Raw genomic sequence first — 21923 nt, 5'->3', positions numbered from 1 at the left:
TCACTTTGCCCCCGGAAATACGCCGTCGAACAGGTCGCCGGAATCGCTGGCAACATCTCGAATTTCCCGGCGCAGTGTCGGATCGTAGCCGCGACTCGTGGTATCGTTGTTGTGGGAAGCAAAGAGCGTCGAGTCGTCCACCGTGAATGCATCCTTCCAGCGGATGCTGCGGATCGTATCAAGATCGTCGGAATCCCTGAACTTGTAGACGCGGTCGGCCGTCGCGGTCACGAGCTGCGGCTTCTCGTTGGCGAGGTCGCCAACAATATCGCCGAAGTCGCGACCATCGCTCTTGAGTGTATTCTGCACATCGTCCCAGACGAAGGTGCGTTGCGGGTCGCCGCCGCCTTCATGCGAAGGTGTGCGCGAGCAGTTCATGGCATCCCGTCCGGGCAGCGCCGGCAAGGGCGGGATCGGAAAGGAATTCGAGAAATCCGTAGTGCAGTTGAGGCCGGTCGCCTCGGCGAAGGCGGCATTGCGCATGGCCAGCATGGTTGCGACCTTCTTGGTGGAAATCTTGTTGGCGTGTATGACGAAGATCACGATCAGCAGGATGACCGGTGCCGCGAGTACGAATTCAATCGAAGCCAGACCGCGCCGATCACGATGCAGGCGCATCAGCAGCCCGCCGGCCGGGGCCGCACCGGCTTGCTCAGTGCGTGTTGACAGAAGCCCAGGCATTGGCCCCTCCCTGGTCGAAGACCCGCGTCAGACCCGTGAAACTCTCGGCGGCAGGACTCTGCTTGATCGTGTTGGAAACGGCGCCGGCATCATCGGCCAGCGTGGTGGGCGCGAGCGATGTCAGCCAATCCTGCGTGTAGAGGTCGAAAGCCGTATAGTTGTGGACCCAACTCTGCGCAAAGGCATAGGCGGACGGTGTCTTGTCCTTGAACAGGCGGATCTGGAGCCGGGCGCGCGGCGCGCGCGAGACAATCGCCAGTGTCTGGTATTCGGTGAGCTGATCGCCTGGAATGAAAGGCGTGAAGTTGAAGGGCGTGCGCCCCTTCAGCCAGTAGGGCTTCGGAAAGGAGACGAGAGGCAGATTGGCACCCGTCACCGAAATCGCCCCGCCAGCCGGGCCACAGACCTGGTTCCAGATCATGTCGAACTTGCGGGTGAAATCGTTCTCGTCCTTCGTCTGCGCGTCGGAATAACGCGGCGGCACGTCGATCGGCAGCTGGAAGGGGTTGGTGATGCCGAAGCCGACGCCGAAGACCTTGTCCGCCAGCCAGAAGCTGACATCGAGCGCCAGTTCTTCCCAGAAGCCGAGATCGCCGGCATATTGTTCGACAATTGCCTTGAACGGGACCTTGCTCAGATAGGCCGGCCCGAAGGCTTCATAGAAGATGTAGAACTCCACCAGCTGATCGTCGATGCCGCTCTCGTGGTTGACCCAGTCACGGATGTGGCTGCCGTCGACACCGCCTGCGGTCAACGGGCCTTTTCCGTTCGGGAAACCCCGATTGGCAAACTCGCCGCGCATCAGGAACGGATCCTGTCCCTGGGTGCCATAGGACATGGCAAGGCACATTTCGGTATAGGCCGTGACGGGACTGATACCATCCCGGTCGACCGGCAGGTTGCCGCCGGCACCTTCCCCGGCCTGACCGCAGGACTCGCACGGCGGATGGAAGACGACGTGATCCGCCTTGTTCAATCGCACCAGATGCAGGGCCTCGTTGCCGACCCGCTCGGGAAAGCTCTCGACCAGATAGTCGTTAAGATCGTTCATCGCGTCGATGATGTCGCTCGACTTGTTGATCAGGCCCAAGGGATCATATTTGACCTGCGCTGCCACCGTATAGGCAATCGCCTTGGTGGCTTCGGTCGCCCGGAATCCCTGGAACGCGAGGCAAGCCCCGTAAATGATGCCGCCGACGATCGGAACCTTTTGCCAGCCGGGGCAATGAGGCATCGGCGGAAGCGGCGGCAAAAGCGAAGCCGGTCCGAAGCCTTCGGTGAAGGAATACTCGGCAAGTTTTGCGAGAATGGCGGCCGAACGCAGCGCCAGTTCCGCGGTCGTCAGCTGGTAGGCGACCGACGTCGCCATGACCACGGTTGCCTGCGAGGAGGCGACGTTGTTCATCGCCATGATGTTGAGATAGCGCGCCTCCCAGTCGGCATGGACGAGTGCGGCGGCATCGGCGGTATCCTGCGTGCGCTGCTTGTCGTAGATCATCTGCCCGGTGTTCAGGATCCAGACGATCATCAGCGCCAGTGCGATCGTCATGTAGAGGATGATCGGCGACAGGAAACCGCGCTGATCGCTGTGCAGGCGATTGATGAAGGACGGTGTCATAGCAGGTTCACCTCCGCCGTCGAGATCGTGTAGTAGCGGCCGTCCTTCCGCTGGCCGCGGGCAAAGACCCAGCCGGCATATTCGAGCAGCAGGAAGCGTGCTTCCACCTTGGCGGTAACCGGCACGTGCGGAGAGCGGCTGATGGCGGCATAGAGCGCCATCGGCGCGCGATCGACGGTGACAGTGACGTTCTGCGGATCGAACATGTAACGGGCCTGATTGCGCATCGCGCGCCAGTTCTTCGAAAGGCCGGAAGCATCGGCAAGGGCCTTCAGCGCCTCTTCCGGCGGCTGGCAGGCGCCGACACATTTCAGCTGGTCGTAGGGTGCGGCCGGGATCAGCGCCAGGCGAGCGGCAAGGTCGGCCTTGCCCGGGGCAGCGTCGTCATCGCATGTCCTGGGGTCGATTATGCTTCGGATGGTGATCGGCAGTGCCGGGCAGAAATAGACGCGGGCGCTGCGCGCCGCCGCATAGGCGGCATAATGGGTGAAGAGGTGGTTCTTCGCAAGAATCGTAAATTGGAACACCACGAACATGAAGAAAACGAAAATCGGCGTGACCAGGACGAAATCCATCATCGTCGTGCTGCCGGAGGTATCGCCGTGAAGCTCGGATATCCGGCGACGGCGGGCGGAAAGCCGCGGCAGCAGCAGCATCGAGGCTAGCAACAGCATGGCGATCGCAAAGGTGCCGAGAAGCGCGCCGTGATCCTCGGGGATCCAGAAGGTCCGCGAGTGCAGGATCGAACTCCAGAAAGCACCGTCGAAGAAGGGGCGTTCGAGTTCCGCGCGCATTGCCGTTACCTCACGAGTGAAAGAGGGGTGAAATCAGGCATGAACAGGCACCAGAGAAGTCCGGAAGCGGCGGCGACGCCGAAGCGGACGGTATGATGTGTTTCGCGCGGCTTCAGCACGGAGGCGGCGTCGCGGAAACCGGCGGGCAGAAGCAGGGCGAACAGTCCGACGGTTCGCGCCAGCACGTCCCATTGAACCCGTCGCGCCATCGAAAAAACGGCAATCGCGCCGCCAATCATCAGCGATGCGAGCGTCACGTCGATGGCGGGCCAGAAGCCGAGAACAGCGCCGAGCGCTGCCATCAGCTTGACATCACCGCCGCCGCAGCCTCCGGCTGCGAAGGCGACGATGAAGATCAGGCCCGAGGCAAGGAGCCCGGCAAAAGCAAGGCCTATGCCAGCGAGGCCGCCGCCGACCGCTGCCAGCATGAACCCGCCGAGGAGGCAGGGGTAGGTGACTGCGTTCGGGATCTGACCGTGGCGGTGATCGAACACCGCCGCGGTCGTGGCACAGGCGACGGCAAGAGCCGCCGCCGCTGGCATTTGAGTGAGATCGTAGGTCATATCCATGACACCGACCCCGCTTATTGACCGGGCTCTGGAATTCTTTCGGCGTCGGAGAGAGCCGTGTTCTTTTCGTTGAACCATTCACCGATCTGTTTGCCGAATGCGAGCAGGAGCAGCATCAGCGGGATGACGATCAGGGCGACGGCCAGGACGATCTGGGCCATGTCGCCCTGTTCGTCCTTGTGAAGTGCAATTGCGAGAGTCTTGAGTTTTCCAAACATCTGCGTATTCCTCGTTCCTTCGTTTGTTTCGGATCGAAGACCTTAGTGAAGAAGAAGCAAGCATACGCTATCGATCCGAACCAGCAGGTTGCTCGTTCCAATGATGTTTTCTGCTTCAGCTTTTCTTCCCCGGTCGCCAACGCTTGTTGAGCAACATCATTAAGACCCAAGAGTGCGCCCAAGGCCAGCCCTCCGTCAAGCAAACGGAAGGCAGGGTTCCAATTGTCTTGGAGGCATTGCCGTCAGAAATACAGTTGACGGCGGTTCTTTCGGGCTAACCCGTTGACTTACTATGGTTTTCTTTGCCAAAGTGCGAAACGACGCGGATTGGACCGGTGATGGCCACCTGGCCCATTATTGGTCAATTATTTCAAGAGCATAGAACAGAGAAAGACAACACAGTCAAATCGACCGCTCGGCAAGCCGCGCCCATGGCGTTGCTTGCCGATCTGCATTAAGCTGGTCTTGATATTGGGTATGGCCCTCCATTCGTTCCGGAGACAAAACAATGGAAACGATGAGCAGCGTCTTGATACTTGCATTGGTCCTCATTCCACTGATGTTGTTCTTTCCGACGGCGGTCCAGATGATGGTGACGCTGTTCGGCATGAGTTCCGTTCTTGTGGGGATGCCGCTCTGATGAAAGCTGTTTCCAACGACGCTGCCGAACAGGCCACCTTCCAGGTTCTGACTCGGGCGCTGGACAGGCTCTTAGCGCCCATCCGTTTCCTTCTCGAGGATCCAAGCGTTTCCGAAATCCTGATAAACGGCACCTCGGACGTCTTTGTCGAGCGGCGAGGAAAGCTCGAGCGCGCGGATACGCGCTTCGCCAGCCGCGAGGATCTGGAATCGGCTGCCCGCAGTATCGCGCAGTTTTCCGGAAAGCGGCTGACGCCGGAGGAACCCAGCGTAGAAGCTCGTCTGCCGGACGGTTCACGAGTCCAAATGATCCAGCCTCCGGCCGCCCGCACCGGGCTCTGCATCTCCATCCGCCGGTTTCTGCGAGAACATCGCAGCATTCGCGACCTCGTCACCCAGGGAAGCCTGACGGAGGAGTCGCTGTCGCTGCTGCAGGCAGCTGTCGGACTGCAGAAGAACGTCATCATTTCCGGCGGCACAGGCACCGGCAAGACGACAATGTTGAACGCCCTTTCGGAAGCCTTTGCCGATCATGAGCGTGTTATCGTCATCGAGGATACGTCGGAGCTGCAGATCCGCAAGGAGCACGTTGTCTACCTCGAAGTCACGAAGCCAGACAGGTTCGGTCGCGGCGGCGCCAGCATTCGCGAGCTGTTCCGCTCTTCGTTGCGGATGCGGCCGGATCGCATCATCGTGGGCGAATGCCGTGGTGGTGAAGCGCTTGATATGATCCAGGCAATGACATCGGGCCACAGCGGCAGCCTCTCGACCGTGCATGCCAATACGCCCTACGACGCACTCCACCGCTTGGAAACCCTGGCGCTGATGTCGGATATCGATATGCCGCTGCGGCCCCTGCGCTCACAGATCGCCTCCGCGGTCGATATCGTTGTCCAGATTGCCCGCTTCAAGCGCACCGGGCGGAGACGCGTCATCGAAATTTCCGAGGTCAAGGGCCTAAATAATGACGGTCAGTATATCGTCGAGAGCATCTACAAACTCGACGGCGGCGGCCATTCCAATTCGGATGGAGATCTGCGCTGGACTGGCGCCGTGCCGAGCTTCGCCACGGAAGCCTTTGAGGAGTTGGGGAGCAGCCAGATAGAGCCTCCAAGCTGGATGAAGCCGGTCACGGCTTCGCATTAAGCTTCTTGAACGCAATGTGTTGACGTCGTCAGCCTCTTTCTGCCGTTGGTGCCGTCGAGGATTGGCATAGAGAGTGTAACGAGTTCCGGTCACATGGTGCGATCGGCAAAGAGGTGCCGATTTCGCTCATGAACGGCTCATCGTCACCACAGTCGACTTGAGCTTCAACCCCGGAAATTCCAGCTCACGCTGGCCCAAAAAATGGGAGCAAGGTCACTTAGCAAAGCGAGATGTGGGTTTTTGGTTCCTATCCCATCAACTGCGCCGCTTGCCAGTGTGTCCAATGTGGAATTGCTTCGCGCCACCGCGTCGCACGGAGCGAAGCCTGCAGTTGCCTGTCTGGAGCACATTTGCCGAGATATCGATCAAATAATCGGCCAAAAGGAGTTACAGTTGATAGCGTGACGACGGAGCGTGTCTGCGTTCACACTGATGGCCTTCCATCGAATACGGCCTCCAGGCACGCTATCAGAGCGCCGACATCCACCGGCTTTCGCAAGAACGCGAAGGCACCGCCGCTTAGCGCCGCTTTTCGCGTTCGCTCATCATCGTAAGACGTCACGAAGATCATCGGGGGACGATCTCCTTGGCGGTTGAGCTCGGCCAGGAGCTCGGTACCGGTTAGGCCGGGCATTTTGACGTCCACGAGCATGCAATCGATCTCCGATCGCGGCTCGAAATCGAGAAACTCCTCCGCAGAAGAGAATAGGCAGCTATTGTAGCCGAAGTTCTTGATAAGATCATCCATGGCTTCACGGATGGCCTGGTCATCGTCAACGACGGCAATGGTGGGGACAAAGGGCAATGAAGCGGCCTTTTGGTTGTTCTATGCGGCCTTTATGCGCCCATGCCCGCTTGAAAGATACCATACTAAGATACAGTTGGCCTCTCGCGTGCACCCAGCACTTCCGCTTTTCTCACCAGATCGGCAACCGATCGGACTTCCATCTTGCGCATGACGTTGCCGCGATGCAGTTTCACCGTTACCTCGCTTATGCCGAGTTCGAAGGCGATCTGCTTGTTCATCAGCCCCCTGACAACAGCATCCATGACCTCGCGTTCGCGTGGGGTTAGGGTTTCGGCAAGCGAGACGACAGCCGCGCTCTGTGCAATCTGTCGACGCCGCTGCGCGTCGCGTTCCATGGCGGTCGACACGGCGTCCAGAATGTCCTGCTCCTTGAACGGCTTGGTGAGGAAGTCGACGGCGCCTGCCTTCATCGCCCGAACGCTCATCGGAATGTCGCCGAAGCCCGTCATGAAGACGACAGGCATCTTGCTGCCGATGCTCTCGAGCTGCACCTGGAAATCGAGGCCGCTGACTCCAGGCAGCCGAACGTCGAGGAGGATACAGCCGGGCCGGCTCAGATCGGCTTTCTCCAGAAAGGTGGCCGTGCTCTCGAAAGCCTCGATATCGAATTTCATAGAGCGGAACAGATCGGTCAGCGCCTCTCTCATCGACACATCGTCATCAACGATGAAAACCACGGGAGCGGAAGGTTCCTTGGCTTTGCGCATGTCAGGCATATTCCATCTCCGGTCTGATCGGCAGCGACATTTCAAAGACCGCTCCACCATCCGGATGGTTGCCGCCATCAAGCCTTCCGCCGCGAGCCTCAAGGGTCGTGCGGCAGATGGAGAGCCCCATTCCCATGCCTGCCGCCTTCGTCGTGAAGAACGGTGCAAACAGTTTATCCTTTGCATCCGCTGCTATGCCGGGCCCACTGTCGCGCACGGTCACGCGGATATGCTCCCTATCCTGTACCGCTATGCGCACAGTGATGAAGCGCTCCCGAATGCCAGCGCTGTCCATCGCCTGGATGGCATTGGTGATGAGATTGATCAACACCTGCTGTAGCTCGATCTTCACAGCTCTTAAAGGAGGCGTGTCCTCTCTTTCGACCCGAACTGTCGTGCCGCTTCGTTGAAGTTCGTGCTCCATGAGGATCAGCGTCTCGTCGACGAGGTCGTCAAGCCCAATCGTCTCGACCCGGCCTTTGGATTGGGCCAGCAGGCTTCTCGTATTCTGGATGATGTCGCTGGCACGCTGGCTGTCTCGGATCATCCTTTCGGCCGAGCGGCGTGCAGCCGGAAGGTCGGGGGGCTCCCGGCTAAGCCAGCGAAGCAGTGTCTGCGCATTGACGATGATCGCGCCGAGCGGCTGGTTCAATTCATGGGCGAGCGAGGCGGACATGGCGCCGACGGCGGCGGCTTTCGACGCTCTCGTCAGTTCTGCCTGCGCATCCGCGAGCGCTTTCGCGGCGAGTTCGCGCTGGGTGACGTCGACCATGCTCACGATGACCCTGTTGAAAGCGGCTGGTTCCTTTGGAAAGCTGATGCTCAGCAGGGCAAGCTTGTCTTCGTTGCTGTCGGTGCGCAATTCGACCTTGTCTTCGAACATGCGTTCATCGTTCATGATTGCCTGCATCACGTCCAAAAACTTCTCCTTAGCCGCAATGATCGATGGCTTCAGCTCACCTATCGCGGAGGACTGGGGTCCGAGCAGCTCCCTTGCCGCTTCATTGGATGCGACGACCTTGATAAGGTCGATGCAATTGTCTGTAAAACCCGGATTTTCGCGCGCGTATTCCTTGATGTTGACGACACCTTGCTGCTTCAGGTTCATCAACTTGGCATGAAGTCTCGAATAATCTCTTTCCCACAGGGCTACGCGGGTCCGGTCGAAGATGGAACGATACCGCGCCTCGCTCTCCTTCAGGGCATCATTGATGGAAAGCAGTGTCAGCCGAGCGGACTCGGTTTTCAGCAGCAGCATGGTCGTAACGACCAGCGCAGCAAGGGCGACAATGAGGCGGATGGTTGACTGCAGATCGCCATCATGCCCGTGGGTAACGGCATAAGACAGCAGCGTCATCGCTGCGCATGTCGCGGCAATCGCGAGCAACCCGAGACGGGTGACTGCCTGGGCGGCGAGAAGCATCGTCACCACGTAAATCACCGCAATCGCGCTTTCTAGATCTGTATAGGTGTCGACATAGAATACTGCCGCGGCGAGCGCTGCGGCCAGCACTGGAAATAACAGATGGTGCCTTCCGCTTTGCATCTCGCGAGGGCGAAACATCCTTGACGCGATCGACATTATTCCCCCAAAACGACTTTCCGCGACGGTACCGTTTTCAATGCGAATCCGAACCTGTACTTAGCTTTGGCCTGTTCGCGGCAGCTCGACGGTACCGTGTTTCTAGCGCTTTTGTCTCGCAGAATCAGTTCCCATGATAAGAGCTACAGCTCGAAAGCGCGGCTATCACCGCGGGCGCCGTGACGATTGTTCATGCGTGAAATCTGGGTGCAGCGGCCCAAAAGGCATCGCTCCCATCAGGGACACCAGTGCCAGCCCAGCGACGGCCGACCAGAAGGACAACATGAGGATATCGGCATAGGCCAACACGTAAGCCTGAGCACGGATTTGCGTCGCCGCTACCGACAGCACCTCCAGGCCGCTCCGGGCGGAATTATCGAGAAGTGTCGCCACTTTTGCGGACCATGCGTGCAGTTCAGGCGAGGCGGCAGTGATCCGATGTCCCAGAACGTTCGAATGGAACTGCTCCCTTTGTCGCAGCCAGGTTGTCATAAGGCTGGTTGCCAGCTCAACGCTGCCAAGTCTGATGACCTGGATGTAGGCCGATACCGCTGTCGAGCGCGCGGGGTCGGAATTGGCGATGAGGTAAACGACGGTCGAGAAAAAGGCGAACGACTGGCCGGCGGTGTAAAATAGCACAGTAAGCAAGAAGTTAGACGGTGACCACACATTGGTCAGTTGCGATCCGAAGAGCGCCCCGACCCCCATCATGGAAAGACCGATGATGATGCAAAGCCTGGCATCAACCCGCCGCTGGAACACGACGGCTACGCCCGTGAATAGAAATACCGGTATGACAGCGGCGATGAAGTAAAGATACGAGATCGCGACCGGCCTCAGACCGCCGACATTCTGCAAGAAGCCAGGAACGGCTATTGAACCGCCGACGCTGCAAAGGCTGAAACAGATGATGACGGCGTAACCGATACCGATGTTGCGCGAAAGGATGACGCTTGCATGCGCCCAGGGTCGCTCGACAAGGCTTTCGTTGATGAAGAAGCAGGCTGCAAGAACGGCACCGCCTGCCAGAAGCGAGGTTACAACGCCGGACTGGAACCAGTCGAGCCGGTTGCCCTGGTCTAGCCCTATATAAAGCAGCGTCATGGATGATCCCAGCAACAGCATTCCGCCCCAATCGGCCTTTTCGAGCAGGCCAATGTTGGTGTCTTCCCTGGGTGCAGCTACGATCAATAGAAGTGCGATGATCGGAGCAACGATCACATCCTGCCAATAGAGCCACTGCCAGCCAAGATAGTCGCCGTAAATGCCGACCAGCACGAAACCAAGGCTTTGCGACAGCGGAACTCGCAGCGCGTAAAGGGCGATGCCGATCAGCCAATACTTCGTCGGGAGATTTCGGAAGATTGCCATCAGCGTCGCGGGAATGAACACCCCGAGCAGAAGGCCCCTGCAGGCGTGGAGGATAAAGAGCGACGTGCCGCCGGTGACCTCGGGGATCGTAAAGGAAATGGCCGCATAGGCGAGGGCGGAAGGGATCATGACGCGGCGGATGCCGAACACGGTGACAAGCCAGGCGACTGCCGAGGCGATCAGGATTTGCGGCGCATTGGCGATTGTGCTGAGCCAGGACGCTTCGTCGGCGCCGAGCGAATACGCGCCACGTATATCCGGCAGGCCGACCGCGAAGACTCGCGTGTCGAAACCGACGACGAAGGATGCCAGGAGCAGCGCTGAGACGATGAGATAGGGGCGGCTTGTGGTCCTGCCGCTGGTAAGCGGCCCGAAGACGAGCAAAAGCTGGCTCACCGATCGCCCCCCGCCGGAGTATCGATGGTGACGATGACAGACATTCCCGGCCGCATCTGGCCGATCAGCGGCTGGTCGGCGTCGAAGTCTATTCTGACAGGGATGCGCTGGACGACTTTAGTATAGTTCCCAGTCGCATTGTCGGGCGGCAGGAGCGCGAAGACCGCCCCGCTGGCCGGGGAAAGATCGGCGACCTTGCCGTGCAGCACCTGTCCGGGGAATGTGTCGACGGTGATATCGGCCCTTTGACCCGGCTTCATGCGGGCAAGCTGCGTCTCTTTGAAATTTGCCGTCACATAGACATTCGGCAGGGGAATTTCGGCAACGATGCCGGCGCCTGCACCGACGACATCGCCCTCGTGGACAAGCTTGCGGCCAAGAACACCGTCGAAAGGAGCAAGGATACGCGTGTAACTCTGGCGGACCTGCGCGGTATCAAGGTTTGCCTGGGCCGCCCTGACCTCGGCCTGCAAAAGCGGCTCCTGCCCCTGTAGTACCTTCAGCTGCGCCTTCTGCTGCTCGATCGCCGCGGCAGTGGAATTCACGGCAGCTTCGGCCTGCAGATAGGCCGCCTGAGCTTGCTGAAGTTCATGCTGGGACGTCGCCTCGCCGAGTTGCTTCTGCCGCTGGAACTCTTGTTCCGTCTGCGTCTGCTGCGCGAGAGCTGAGGCATTTTGCGCTTCTGCTGCGCGCACGACCGCCATCTGCAATTCGATCTGATTGGCGAGATTTGACAGGGAGGCCTGAGCGGAGGCGAGATTGGCGCTAGCCGCTTCGACGGCGGCGTCGTATTCGCGTGGATCGATCTCGGCCACCACCTGCCCCTTCGTCACTCTTTGATAGTCTGCAACCGGGGTGCTTTTGATCATTCCGCTTATTTGGGCGCTCAAGGTCGAGACATCGGCACTGATAACGGCATCGTCGGTCATCTGACGGTCGGCGCCTGCGGTCCAACTGTTCCAGTCCATCATGGCCCAAGCAACGGCTGCGCTCACGGCTGCGACGGCAACAAGCGGAACGGCAAGACGCCTGAAGGCTCCCGCGGTCACGGGCGAAGCTTCGGAAGCGGTGGAGCGCTTGGCTCGTGCGCCTTCGTCGTCCTCAGGACGCGAGGGAACGGGCATTAAAACCGGATTGGGTTGGCCGTCCATTGTTGCCTCACGTCATTTCAAGGTTGCGAACACTCAGACGCACAAGTGCGGGTGCTGAGCTGGAAACATTCCCGCTGCAGTACGCGAGCGCCAAGAGAGCGGAAAAGCTCAGCAGCTTGGTGAGCAGAGCCCTGCCGAGAACGGGCATTGCTCCGGCATCCATGCTGCCGGTGGCGCACCGGGCCGGGAGTGTTATAACGGCGGTGAGCATTGCAGGAGACATGCGGCAACCCGGCCCTGCAAAGTGCTTGATCGAACCTTTGTACATACCGATATCCCCGCATCTGATCGGTTGCCCGTAGCCTGTATTTGAAACGATAAACCCGCGGCCGTCTCAGGTGAATCATACCTAGGTGTAGGCGCGGCAGCGGTCGGGTAAGGCGTTTTGGGCGCGCGCCAGGAGCATGGGTCGGAGGCGCGGGGTAGCTGATGCAAAAAGGGGCACCGCTCGGTGGCTGTATGACCGTGTCTGATTCAGCTGGAGCCGCGCCGGAATCAACCGACAGAGGCGGTCTCTACCCCCGGCCTGCCGGCGGCCGATATCGTGACCGGCACACCCTTATAGGACGGCGTGCCCGAAAGACGGTCGTAGTGGCCGAGCGCCACGACAGCGTTCATCTCCGGGTAATACCCAGCTGCAGAACCACTCGGTATATCGTAGGCAACCGCGGTAAAGCCCCGCACGACGCATTGCCTTTCGCCTTGCCCCGCAAGTCCGCATACATCGATACGATCGCCGTCATTGAGGCCGCGCCTGGCCAGATCATCCCTGTTCATGAAGATGACGTCGCGTCGGCCGAACACTCCGCGATAGCGATCGTCGAGACCGTAGACCGTTGTATTATACTGATCATGGCTGCGGATGGTGGTGAGGACGAGTGCGTCGGGGTTGTCGAGGAGGGGGTCCTCATCGAGACCGGCCGCGACGAGGAAGTTGGCTTTGCCGTTTTCAGTATTCCAGCGGCGAAACGAGGCCGCGACGTCGAGGCGAAAACCGCCGCGCACGCGCACGCGTCTATTGAAATCGCCGAAATCGGGAAAGACCTCCTCTATCTTGTCGCGAATGCGGTCATAGTCGCCGACAAGCCAGTCCCAGTCTATCGCATAGCGGTCGCCAAGCGTTGCCTTGGCAATGCCGGCTATGATCGCCGGTTCCGATTTCAGCATTTCCCCCGGCGGCCTCAGGAAACCCCGCGAAGCGTGAACCATGGACATGGAATCCTCCACCGTCACTGCCTGCGGGCCCGTTGCCTGCATGTCCAGATCGGTACGGCCGAGGCAAGGCAGGATTATCGATGTCTTCGCGGTGAGGAGATGTGACCGGTTGAGCTTTGTCGCAATGTGGACGACGAGATCGAGCTTGCGCATGGCCTCGAAGGTCACGTCGGGATCGGACATGGCCACGGCGAGATTGCCGCCGAGACACACGAGCGCCTTGGATCTGCCCGCGGCGATAGCCTCAATCGCCTCTACGGCATTATGGCCCTTCTTACCGGGTGGGCGGAACCCGAACGCACGCTCCATCCCGTCAAGCAGCGCCTTGTTCGGAATCTCCGTAATTCCCACCGTCCTGTCGCCTTGCACGTTGGAATGGCCGCGGATCGGCGCGATTCCGGCGCCCCGCTTGCCTATGTTGCCGCGCAGCATCAACAGATTGGCGATCTGCTGTACATTGCTGGTGCCCTTGGTGTGCTGCGTTATCCCCATGCCGTAGCAGACGATGACATTCCTGGCATTTGCATAAAGCCGGGCAGCGCTTTCGATAGCTTCCCTGGCAAGGCCGCTGATTGCAACGATCCTCTCCCACGGCGTGTTCTCGACATCTGATCGCAGCATCTCGAACCCGGCGGTATGTTCTTCGATGAAGACGCGGTCGAGAAATCCCGGTCCACCGGCGTCCCGGTCCACCGCATCCAATTCGAGCACGGCCTTCATAATGCCCTTGAGCGCTGCCAGGTCGCCGCCGGCGCGGACCTGGTAATAGGCGGATGCGATTGGCCTAGAGGACAACGTCGCCATCTCCACCGGGTCCTGCGGTGCCGCAAATCGTTCCAATGCCCGTTCCTTCAAAGGATTGAATACTACAATCGGAATGCCTCGCCGGGCAGCATTGTGGAGCGTAGTCATCATGCGGGGATGGTTCGTACCGGGATTGTGGCCGAAGCTGAAGATCGCATCCGCGTAATCAAAGTCTTCCAGCGTGACGGTGCCCTTGCCGACTCCGATCGATTTCGGCAGACCGACGCTGGTCGCTTCGTGGCACATATTCGAGCAGTCAGGGAAGTTATTGGTCCCATAGGCGCGCACGAAAAGCTGGTAGAGGAAGGCGGCTTCGTTGGAGGCACGGCCGGAGGTGTAGAATTCCGCCTGATCCGGCCGATCGAGTTTATTCAGTTCCTGCGCAACCAACCTGAAAGCCTCGTCCCATCCGATCGGCTCATAGCGATCGCTGCTGCTGTCGTAGCGCAGGGGGAGGGTCAGGCGGCCGGCATCTTCCAGCTTATGGTCCGTCCAGCCCCAAAGCTCCGAGAGGCTATGCTTGGCGAAGAACTCCGGTCCGGATCGTTTGGCGGTCGACTCCCAGGTAATGGCTTTCGCGCCGTTCTCGCAGAACTCGAACGATGAAGTGTGCTTGGGATCCGGCCAGGCGCAGCCGGGACAATCGAAACCCTCCGGCTGGTTCGCCTTGAGCAGCGTCATCGTTCCTTGCGCGACGACCCGCTGATCCGCAAGTGTCCTGGCGACGGCTTTCAACGCGTCCCATCCGCCTGCTGGATGATCGTACTGCTCGATGCCTTCCGGACGGTTATCCTTCATATCAGCAGTTCCTCGAGGCTTTTTAGATCTAAATCGGGGCAGGCCCAGGCCAACCCTTGGCACAATAGCCGCGACCGCAGCCGGGCGACATTGTACACAGGGATAGGTCGGTGCGGCGGTCGACGCCCGCAAAACGGTCCCGTCAGCCACGCGAGGCGTCCATGGAGGACCGCGAGCGGCTGTTTGACGCGGCGCGGTCCTTCCGGGTGTCTCATGGTCGGCGGCTCGAATTGCCACGTAATTGGGTGGCGACGACGGAGTCGGGCACTTTGCATAACGGAAGTCTTCCGGAATGATGAGCCGGGCAATCCATGCCGTCTCAACTCTGCCGCGGGGCCAAAAGGTCCTTCAGGCCGATGTTCCGGAACATTTCGCGACGGACGCGGTCACCGATGCGGAAAACCTCCTCGGCGCCGTCTTGCGACGGGTCTATGAAGACGCGGTACGGCCGACGCCCAAAGGGAAGATTAACCAGGTCAGCGATCGCTACCGCGACCGCACCGGCGTCCGCGTCAGCCGGCTCGAGCGCGGCGAGGCCCTTCAGCGCCTGATCGGCAACCCCGGCATAAGGGCCGCTCTCATAGGCTGCCGCCACCACCGTGTCGGCTGGCGAGCCGGCATGTGCGAAGTGGTTGGTGCCCTTGGTGAAGGCGCCCGGCACTACGATCGAAGTCTCGATCCCCCAGCGAGCGACCTCGGCCGCATAAGAAACGGCAAGGCTGTCCATCGCGGCCTTGGCCGCGAAATATGGCGCGAGGAAAGGTGGTGTGCCGCCCCGGGCCGAAGAAGATGACACCCAAACCAGCAGCCCACGTCCCTGTTCGCGAAGGTGCGGAAGCGCTGCCCGGTTAACGCGTTGTGTGGACAGCACGTTGATGTCATAGAGTTGTGCATATTGTTCGGGTGTGAACGCCTCTGCCGGGCCGAACACCATATGGCCGGCATTGTGGACGATGACGTCGATGCGACCGGTTTGGGCCACCACCGTCTCTACTCCGGACATCACTGAAGCATCATCGCTGACGTCCAGTTCAACAGTGCGAAGTTCGACACCATGCTCTTTGGCCCAACTATTTACGGCGGCGACTTGAGGCGCATTGCGGCCGCTCGTTTCACGCATCGAGGCATAGACCGTGTGGCCCGCTCTCGCGAGGGACTGGGCGGAGAGCAGGCCGAAGCCGCTTGAGGCGCCAGTAACGAGAATGACTTCCTTCATTGTAATCTCCTGACGATTAGCACGAGACAGGCTGAACGGTTTGTTCAGCACATGCCTCCGTTAGCACGCACGACCTGACCGTTGATCCAGCCGCCTTCTGGGCCAGCGATGAAGGAGACCAAGGGAGCAATGTCGTTGGTCTGGCCGAGGCGCTCCAGCGGGTTAAGCTTCGCGATGCGATCGATGAGTTCCGGGGTTTTGCCCTCCAGAAACAGTTCGGTCGCGACGGGGCCGGGGGCGACGGCGTTCACCGTAATTTCACGGCCGCGCATTTCCTGAGCGAGAACCTGGGTCAAGGCTTCAACAGCCGCCTTGGTAGCCACATAGACGCCGTAGGTCGGCATCCGCATACCGATGACGCTGGTCGAAAGATTGATGATACGGCCGCCCTTGCGCAGGCGCTTTGCCGCCTCACGGCAAACGTTGAACGTGCCCTTGACGTTGATCGCCATGCAATGGTCGAAGGTCGCGTCATCGTACTCGGTGATCTTGGCGAGCTTCAGCACGCCAGCGGAATTGACCACCACGTCAAGTCCGCCATACGCCTGTTCGACGGCATCGAACATGCCGACAACTGCCGCGGGGTCGGCGACATCGGCCTGCACGACGATCACCTCGCCGCCGGCTGCCTTGATCCTGTCGGCCACCCCATGCGCCGGACCTGCGTTTCCGGCGTAGTTCACGACCACCTTGAAGCCATCTGCCGCCAAACGCGACGCGATCTCTGCGCCGATCCCGCGTGACGAACCCGTGATCAGCGCAACCTTGTCATTCTTGCTCATGTTATTCTCCTGTTTTCATGCCGCCGATCGGTCTCGGTGGCTTCAGGAGATATCTAAGAGATTGCCTTCCATTAAAATAATACATAGGTGTCAGTACAAGAATGACGAAAAGTATGGCTCAATGAAATTCGACAGTCGTTTGCTCAGCGGTATCGGTGTGGTGTCCGCCGTGGTCGAGGCCGGCAGCTTTGCACGGGCTGGCGAGTCAATGGGGCTGACACAGCCGGCAATTAGCCGCGCCGTCGCGCGGCTGGAGGAACGCGTCGGCATCCGGATCTTCAATCGCACGGCGCGGGCAATCTCGCTGACAGACGAGGGGCGCAGTTTCTACGAAGCGGTTGCTCCTCTTTTGGCCGGGATCGAAGACGCGGCTGTACGAGCGGGCGGAAGTCGCACCTTGGTCCGCGGCCGCCTCCGTATCAATGTGGACGGGACATTCGGTCATCACCTCCTGGCGCCAAGGATAGGCGAGTTTCTCCAAGGGTTTCCCGAGCTGACAGTCGATGTCAGCGTTCGCGATCGCATGGGCGACCTCGTTGGCGATGGCTTCGACATTGCCGTGCGGTTCGGCGAACCTGAAACCTCGTCATTGAAAGCCAGGCTGCTGCTGCGAACGCGTGTCATGACATGTGCTTCGCCGTCGTACATTGCCCGCTACGGCGAGCCGAAGAAGCCCAGAGACCTCCGATCCGGACACCGCTGCCTTTTGATCCGTAATGATGCGACAGGCCGCCCCTACGAATGGGAATTCCGGCGGGGCGAGCGGGTTGTCCCCGTCCCGGTCACCGGGTCGTTGATCGTCAATGACACCGGGTCTCTGCTCGGTGCATGCCTCGGCGGAGCCGGCGTCGCGCAACTCCTCGAACTCTACGCGAAGGACATCATCGCACAGGGACGTCTAGTGCCGCTCCTGCCGGATTGGTCGGACGAGACATTTCCGCTCTACGCGTATCATCATGCCTCTCACATTGTGCCGGCGAAGGTGCAGGCATTTCTGGAGTTCGTCCGGGAAATAACCGGCTGAAGCCCACCCGCGGGTGGAGGGGCCGACCCCATCGCCAGCCCCTCCAGCAGTTATCGACCGATATGGTTGCGGATGCCGTCCGAAATCTGCTTCATCGCATCGATGGTGGTCGGCACGTTTCGCAGCGCGTTGAGTGCCACAAAATCGTGGATCGTGCCGCCGAAGCGGACCGCCGAGACTTCGACGCCGGATTGCATGAGGCGATGGGCATATGCTTCGCCCTCGTCCCGCAGCGGATCGTTCTCGGCCGTTACGACAAGCGCTGGCGGCAGGCCCTTCAACTCGTCATAGCTCGCGCGGAGCGGCGATACATAGGGGTTGTCCCGGGTCTTGGCGTCCGGGGCGTAGAGATCCCAGCCATATTTCATGAAGGCGCGCGCAAGGAAGAATCCGCTTGCGAATTCGTGATAAGACGTCGTGTCTACGCTTGCGTCGGTCGCGGGGATCAGCAGCGCCTGGTAGCTGATCTTCGGACCGCCACGATCCTTTGCCATCAGCGAGATAGCGGCCGCCATGTTACCGCCGACCGAATTGCCGGCGACCGCAATACGGCTGCCGTCTGCGCCGAACTCATCGGCGTGCTTGGACACCCAATCGAGCGCGGCGTAACTCTCCTCGAGCTGAGTCGGAAACTTGGCGGCCGGAAGTGGAGTATATTCGACAAAGACGCCAACCTGACCCGAGCCGACGACGAGGTCACGCAGCAGCCTCTTGTGGTTCTCGAAATTGCCGATGATCCATACGCCGCCGTGGATGAACAGCAGGACGCCCGGCTTGCCGACCACGTGGTCAGGTTTCATGATGTAGATCTTGACGGAGCGCCCGTCCTGGCTGACCGTGCGTGTCACTGTTGTCACGCCCGACATGTCCACCGGGGTCTTATCCTGAAGTCCGGTCAGCACGTCCTGTGGACGCGGCTGCGGCAGCTCCCAGAAGGGACTCGGATCCTTGTTGGCCTCTCCAAGAAAGGCGCGGACCGTGGGATCGAGGTTGGGATCCGTATTGGGGTCTGCAACCTGGGCAAAGGCAGTCTGGGTCATCATCGTTGCTCCGATCAAGAGGGTTGAAAACTTCGCAATGCGGTTCATGTCCTGTTCTCCAGCACCAAAGTTCAAAGAATGCCCGGTATGAGCCGGCAATCATCGAGAAGTGCCTTGCGGACATCTCGGCGACGTCCGGCACCCTAGGACAGGAGGTCGGGCGGCCGGAATTCATGCGAAGGTGTTATTCGGCGACGGATCCAAGTAAGACATTGAAACATCAGCAACAAAATGCGCCTCTCGCGCGTATTCGGCTCGTTCATACCTATGTATAGTATCGCCTGGGCAGAACGGTGCAGATGATCAGGACGACTTCGAAAGGAGATGAAGCAGGCGGGCGTCGACACTTGTTGCTTTGGCCGCCGCTTCTGTTCGCAAACAGGTTATAAGACCTATTTCAAGAAGAGCGCGGTTCCGTTGCAGGAGATACAGTGACGATTGCGTCGACAAGCCTCAGCGCGCATGAGCGGCTGAAGGGATCGCTTTGCCTGTGCAGTTGGCGCAAGGGTTGGCGGTCGCTACTGTTGCGCGCCTATGACGAGCCGGAGGAGGTCGACGATCTGGTGACTGCGGCCACCACCGACCAGCTTATCGTTCTCGTGACGAAGGGAAGCTGCCGAATCGAAGGACAATATGCCGGCCGGTGGCACCGCTCGCGTTACGGGGTTGGCGATATCGGCATGACTGCCCCCGGCGAAGAGGTCCACCTTCGTTGGAATAAGGGGCGTGGGCTGCAGACGCTCCAGCTTCACCTCTCCTCAGCAACGCTTGCCGATGTCGTCCATCTCGATCCAACGAGAACCGGGCATGTTCGCCTGCCGAACCAACTTCTCCGCCCCGATCCTGTCGTAGCGGGCGTTATGCTGGGCCTGCGTAATGCGGCAGAGAGCGGAGCATCGGAGCTGTATGCCGAGACAGCCGTGACTTTCCTCGCGAGCCACCTGCTGCAGTTCCATGCAGGTACGCAGCCGTTGGCCGACGCTTCCGTCGACGATCACCGGCTGATCATCGTGGATCGGCACTTGCGGGAGAGCCTCGAGAGGCAGGTCACTCTGGACCAGCTCGCGGCGGCAGCTGGCCTCAGCAAGTTCCATCTTCTGCGTGCATTCAAGCGGCGCTACGGCGAAACGCCTTCGCAACGGTTGACGCGATACCGCATGGAGGAAGGGCGCCGCCTGCTGTCCTCGACCGGCCAGAGCATAACGGCGATCGCGTTCAGCTGCGGTTACGAGAACCCGACGCATTTCGCGACAGCGTTCCGCAGGGTGTTCGGGCTTTCGCCGTCGGAGTACCGCCGGAGCGTCTGGTGATCCGAGAGCAATTGCGCGTACACCAAAAGCAAGCTTGCGAGCGACATGAAGATGTTTGCGAGGCTAGAATTGTGTGCGGAGGCGTCAAACGCGGATGCATACAAAAGCAGGGCACGAGCTGGTTGCAAATGAGCTCCGACCGCGTCGGAGCGCGGTGTTGAACGCGCTCGCAATCCTCCTCACCGCCAGTATATTCGCCATCGACGTCTTCACGCCCTTCGATGGGGCGATCGCCGTTCTCTACATCGGTGTGATCCTGCTCTTGGCCCCGTTTGGCCGCCGCGTCGTCATTGCGAGCGGCCTCATGACGGCCCTGCTCACCATCCTCGCCTTCGCCTTCGGGCATTTGTCCGACCCGTCCGAGGGGGCCGTGTCGCGCTTCCTCGTGAGCCTCGTGGCGATTCTGATCACGACGCTGTTGTCAATTCGCGATCGATCCTCTCGGACCACACTCGAGGAGCAGGCGCGCATTCTGGAATTGTCGCACGACACGGTCATTATCCGCAATTCGAGAGACATCATCGTCTACTGGAATGACGGCGCAGAGAAGCTCTATGGCTGGTCGCGAGATGCAGCTATTGGCTGCACCTGCGGCGAACTGCTTCAATGCCGGTTCCCAGCGCAAGAGATTGCCGCAGCTCTGGAGAACGAGGGCCAGTGGTCGGGCGAGGTTGTCCGCACCAGGCGCGACGGCACGCGCCTCGTTCTTGCCAGCCGTTGGCTGCGACGTCGCGACCCCGACGGACGTTTCATCGGCACGATCGAATCGAGTGCCGACCTGACCGAGCGGCGCCGGGCCGACGAGCAGTTGCGCGCATCGGAACGCAAGTACCGCACGATCTTCGATGCTGCCGGCTTCGCCACATGGGAGTCGGATTGGTCGGAAACCATGCGGATCGCACTCGACAGTGTGCCGGACGGACAGCAGCTCGGTCCTTGGCTGGAGAGTCATCCCGAAATCACGCATCAGGCCATCGCGGCCGCGGTGATCCGCGACGCCAATCCGGCGGCAGTGGACCTGTTCGAAGCCGATGCGCGCGAGGCACTGATCGGTCTCAACTTGTGCGGGCGCTACACGCCAGAAGGAGCGAGTGCTCTTTCTAACGTCATCGTCGCCCTGGCTGCCGGGCACTCGCTAGTGGAGGCCGAAGTGCGGCTGCAAACCTTTGGCAAGCGCATAGCCGAAGTAGTCCTGCGGGTGACGCTCCTGCCGGGGGGCCAGAATTGGTCGCATGTCCTTGTGATGGCTTTCGATGTCACCGAGCGCAACGAGGCTCGAGCAAGGTACGAGCAGATTTCCACTGAGTTGGCGCATGCCGGGCGCGTCTCCATGCTCGGTCAACTTGCCGCCTCGATCGCGCATGAAGTCAATCAGCCGTTGGCCGCCATCGTAAACTATGGCAAATCCGCCAAACGCTTCCTTCACCACTCCCAGCCGGACCTGGATGACGTCGGACGCTGCGTGGACAAGATGATCTCCAATGCCGTGAGAGCCGCGGACGTGGTCGATCGGGTCCGCAAACTGGCACGTAAGGCCACGTCGCAAACAGATTTGATAGATCTCTCTGAGCTCATCGAGGACGCGATAGATCTGATACGTCGCGAGGCGCGCGCACATGGTGTAACGCTGCGGCGGCGGTCGCCGGGCGATCTGCCCGACGTGGTCGCCGATCGCGTCCAGGTGCAGCAGGTGCTTGTGAACCTTCTCATGAACGGCATCCACTCCATGCGTGAGGTGTACGATCGGTCACGCGAGTTGTGCGTCGACACCAGCGTCATGCCCGATCGGACGATCCGCGTGGCTGTAATTGATTGCGGCACAGGCTTTCCGACGGGCGCTGAAGCGCAAATCTTCGAGCCATTTTTCACGACGAAGTCGGACGGCATGGGGATCGGCCTGTCGATCTGCCGCTCGATCATCGAAAATCAGGGCGGGCGAATAAGCGCGGCAAATAATGAGCTGTTCGGTGCAACGGTGTCTTTCACACTTCCGGTCGGCGTGCTGCGCGCTGTGGAAATGCCAGAACCTATATCTTGATATGATTTCGGTGGTG

At 60.1% G+C, this 21923-nt stretch carries 17 protein-coding genes and 1 pseudogene; 4 read left to right on the top strand and 14 right to left on the bottom strand.

What is annotated here, in order from left to right; all coding sequences use genetic code 11:
- From J2J98_RS21480 to J2J98_RS21460, 5 genes are read right to left on the bottom strand one after another with little or no spacing between them, the layout of a single operon-like run.
- Entirely contained in the window at positions 1–681 is a 681-nt protein-coding gene (locus tag J2J98_RS21480) for a TadE/TadG family type IV pilus assembly protein (protein WP_207603408.1), read from the bottom strand.
- Positions 653–2299 carry a Tad domain-containing protein gene (locus J2J98_RS21475; RefSeq protein WP_207603407.1) on the bottom strand — a complete coding sequence of 549 codons (1647 nt, stop codon included), beginning with the start codon at positions 2297–2299 and terminating at the stop codon, positions 653–655. The genes J2J98_RS21480 and J2J98_RS21475 overlap by 29 nt, the downstream gene beginning before the upstream one ends.
- Positions 2296–3093, bottom strand: coding sequence for a TadE/TadG family type IV pilus assembly protein (locus J2J98_RS21470; protein WP_207603406.1), 798 nt, complete (start codon positions 3091–3093; stop codon positions 2296–2298). The genes J2J98_RS21475 and J2J98_RS21470 overlap by 4 nt, the downstream gene beginning before the upstream one ends.
- Before the next feature lie 5 nt (positions 3094–3098).
- A complete protein-coding gene (locus J2J98_RS21465; protein ID WP_064708285.1) occupies positions 3099–3662 on the bottom strand; it encodes a prepilin peptidase in 564 nt (187 codons plus the stop codon).
- Between the two features lie 14 nt (positions 3663–3676).
- Complete coding sequence (locus tag J2J98_RS21460) at positions 3677–3880, bottom strand: hypothetical protein (protein ID WP_064708284.1); 204 nt, start codon at positions 3878–3880, stop codon at positions 3677–3679.
- Positions 3881–4286: 406 nt separating this feature from the next.
- On the opposite strand from J2J98_RS21460, the pseudogene J2J98_RS21455 reads away from it, so the two are divergent.
- A pseudogene (locus tag J2J98_RS21455) lies at positions 4287–5665 on the top strand (TadA family conjugal transfer-associated ATPase).
- A 424-nt stretch (positions 5666–6089) separates the two neighbouring features.
- Here the strand turns inward: J2J98_RS21455 and J2J98_RS21450 are convergent.
- The 8 genes from J2J98_RS21450 to J2J98_RS21415 form a co-directional block, all read right to left on the bottom strand.
- Positions 6090–6470, bottom strand: coding sequence for a response regulator transcription factor (locus J2J98_RS21450; RefSeq protein WP_138394727.1), 381 nt, complete (start codon positions 6468–6470; stop codon positions 6090–6092).
- A 65-nt stretch (positions 6471–6535) separates the two neighbouring features.
- A complete protein-coding gene (locus tag J2J98_RS21445; RefSeq protein ID WP_207603404.1) occupies positions 6536–7189 on the bottom strand; it encodes a response regulator transcription factor in 654 nt (217 codons plus the stop codon).
- Positions 7182–8762 carry a sensor histidine kinase gene (locus J2J98_RS21440; protein WP_207603403.1) on the bottom strand — a complete coding sequence of 527 codons (1581 nt, stop codon included), beginning with the start codon at positions 8760–8762 and terminating at the stop codon, positions 7182–7184. Before J2J98_RS21440 ends, J2J98_RS21445 begins: the two co-directional genes overlap by 8 nt.
- A 165-nt stretch (positions 8763–8927) precedes the next feature.
- Positions 8928–10529, bottom strand: a complete 1602-nt coding sequence (locus J2J98_RS21435; protein ID WP_207603402.1) for an MFS transporter — start codon at positions 10527–10529, stop codon at positions 8928–8930.
- Positions 10526–11680 carry an HlyD family secretion protein gene (locus tag J2J98_RS21430; protein ID WP_246569446.1) on the bottom strand — a complete coding sequence of 385 codons (1155 nt, stop codon included), beginning with the start codon at positions 11678–11680 and terminating at the stop codon, positions 10526–10528. The genes J2J98_RS21435 and J2J98_RS21430 overlap by 4 nt, the downstream gene beginning before the upstream one ends.
- Positions 11681–12175: 495 nt before the next feature.
- A complete protein-coding gene (locus J2J98_RS21425) occupies positions 12176–14497 on the bottom strand; it encodes an FdhF/YdeP family oxidoreductase (RefSeq protein WP_207603401.1) in 2322 nt (773 codons plus the stop codon).
- 319 nt (positions 14498–14816) lie between these two features.
- Positions 14817–15713, bottom strand: a complete 897-nt coding sequence (locus J2J98_RS21420) for an SDR family oxidoreductase (protein ID WP_207603502.1) — start codon at positions 15711–15713, stop codon at positions 14817–14819.
- A gap of 44 nt (positions 15714–15757) precedes the next feature.
- Positions 15758–16495, bottom strand: a complete 738-nt coding sequence (locus J2J98_RS21415) for an SDR family oxidoreductase (protein WP_207603400.1) — start codon at positions 16493–16495, stop codon at positions 15758–15760.
- A gap of 121 nt (positions 16496–16616) precedes the next feature.
- Here J2J98_RS21415 and J2J98_RS21410 point away from each other — a divergent pair, with 121 nt between their 5' ends.
- Positions 16617–17519, top strand: a complete 903-nt coding sequence (locus J2J98_RS21410; RefSeq protein ID WP_207603399.1) for a LysR family transcriptional regulator — start codon at positions 16617–16619, stop codon at positions 17517–17519.
- A gap of 50 nt (positions 17520–17569) precedes the next feature.
- Here the strand turns inward: J2J98_RS21410 and J2J98_RS21405 are convergent, their stop codons facing one another.
- A complete protein-coding gene (locus J2J98_RS21405; RefSeq protein ID WP_207603501.1) occupies positions 17570–18559 on the bottom strand; it encodes an alpha/beta hydrolase in 990 nt (329 codons plus the stop codon).
- Between the two features lie 431 nt (positions 18560–18990).
- Between J2J98_RS21405 and J2J98_RS21400 the strand changes: the two genes are divergently transcribed.
- Both J2J98_RS21400 and J2J98_RS21395 read left to right on the top strand, forming a co-directional pair.
- Complete coding sequence (locus tag J2J98_RS21400) at positions 18991–19869, top strand: helix-turn-helix transcriptional regulator (protein ID WP_207603398.1); 879 nt, start codon at positions 18991–18993, stop codon at positions 19867–19869.
- Between the two features lie 154 nt (positions 19870–20023).
- Positions 20024–21907: a PAS domain-containing sensor histidine kinase gene (locus tag J2J98_RS21395; RefSeq protein WP_246569445.1), complete on the top strand. Its 1884-nt coding sequence runs from the start codon at positions 20024–20026 to the stop codon at positions 21905–21907.
- Positions 21908–21923: the final 16 nt, after the last annotated feature.

It is taken from the genome of Rhizobium bangladeshense, from assembly GCF_017357245.1.
GTDB lineage: Bacteria > Pseudomonadota > Alphaproteobacteria > Rhizobiales > Rhizobiaceae > Rhizobium > Rhizobium bangladeshense.
Note: the sequence above shows the minus strand (reverse complement) of the source record. Positions and strands in the feature narration are given on the sequence as shown.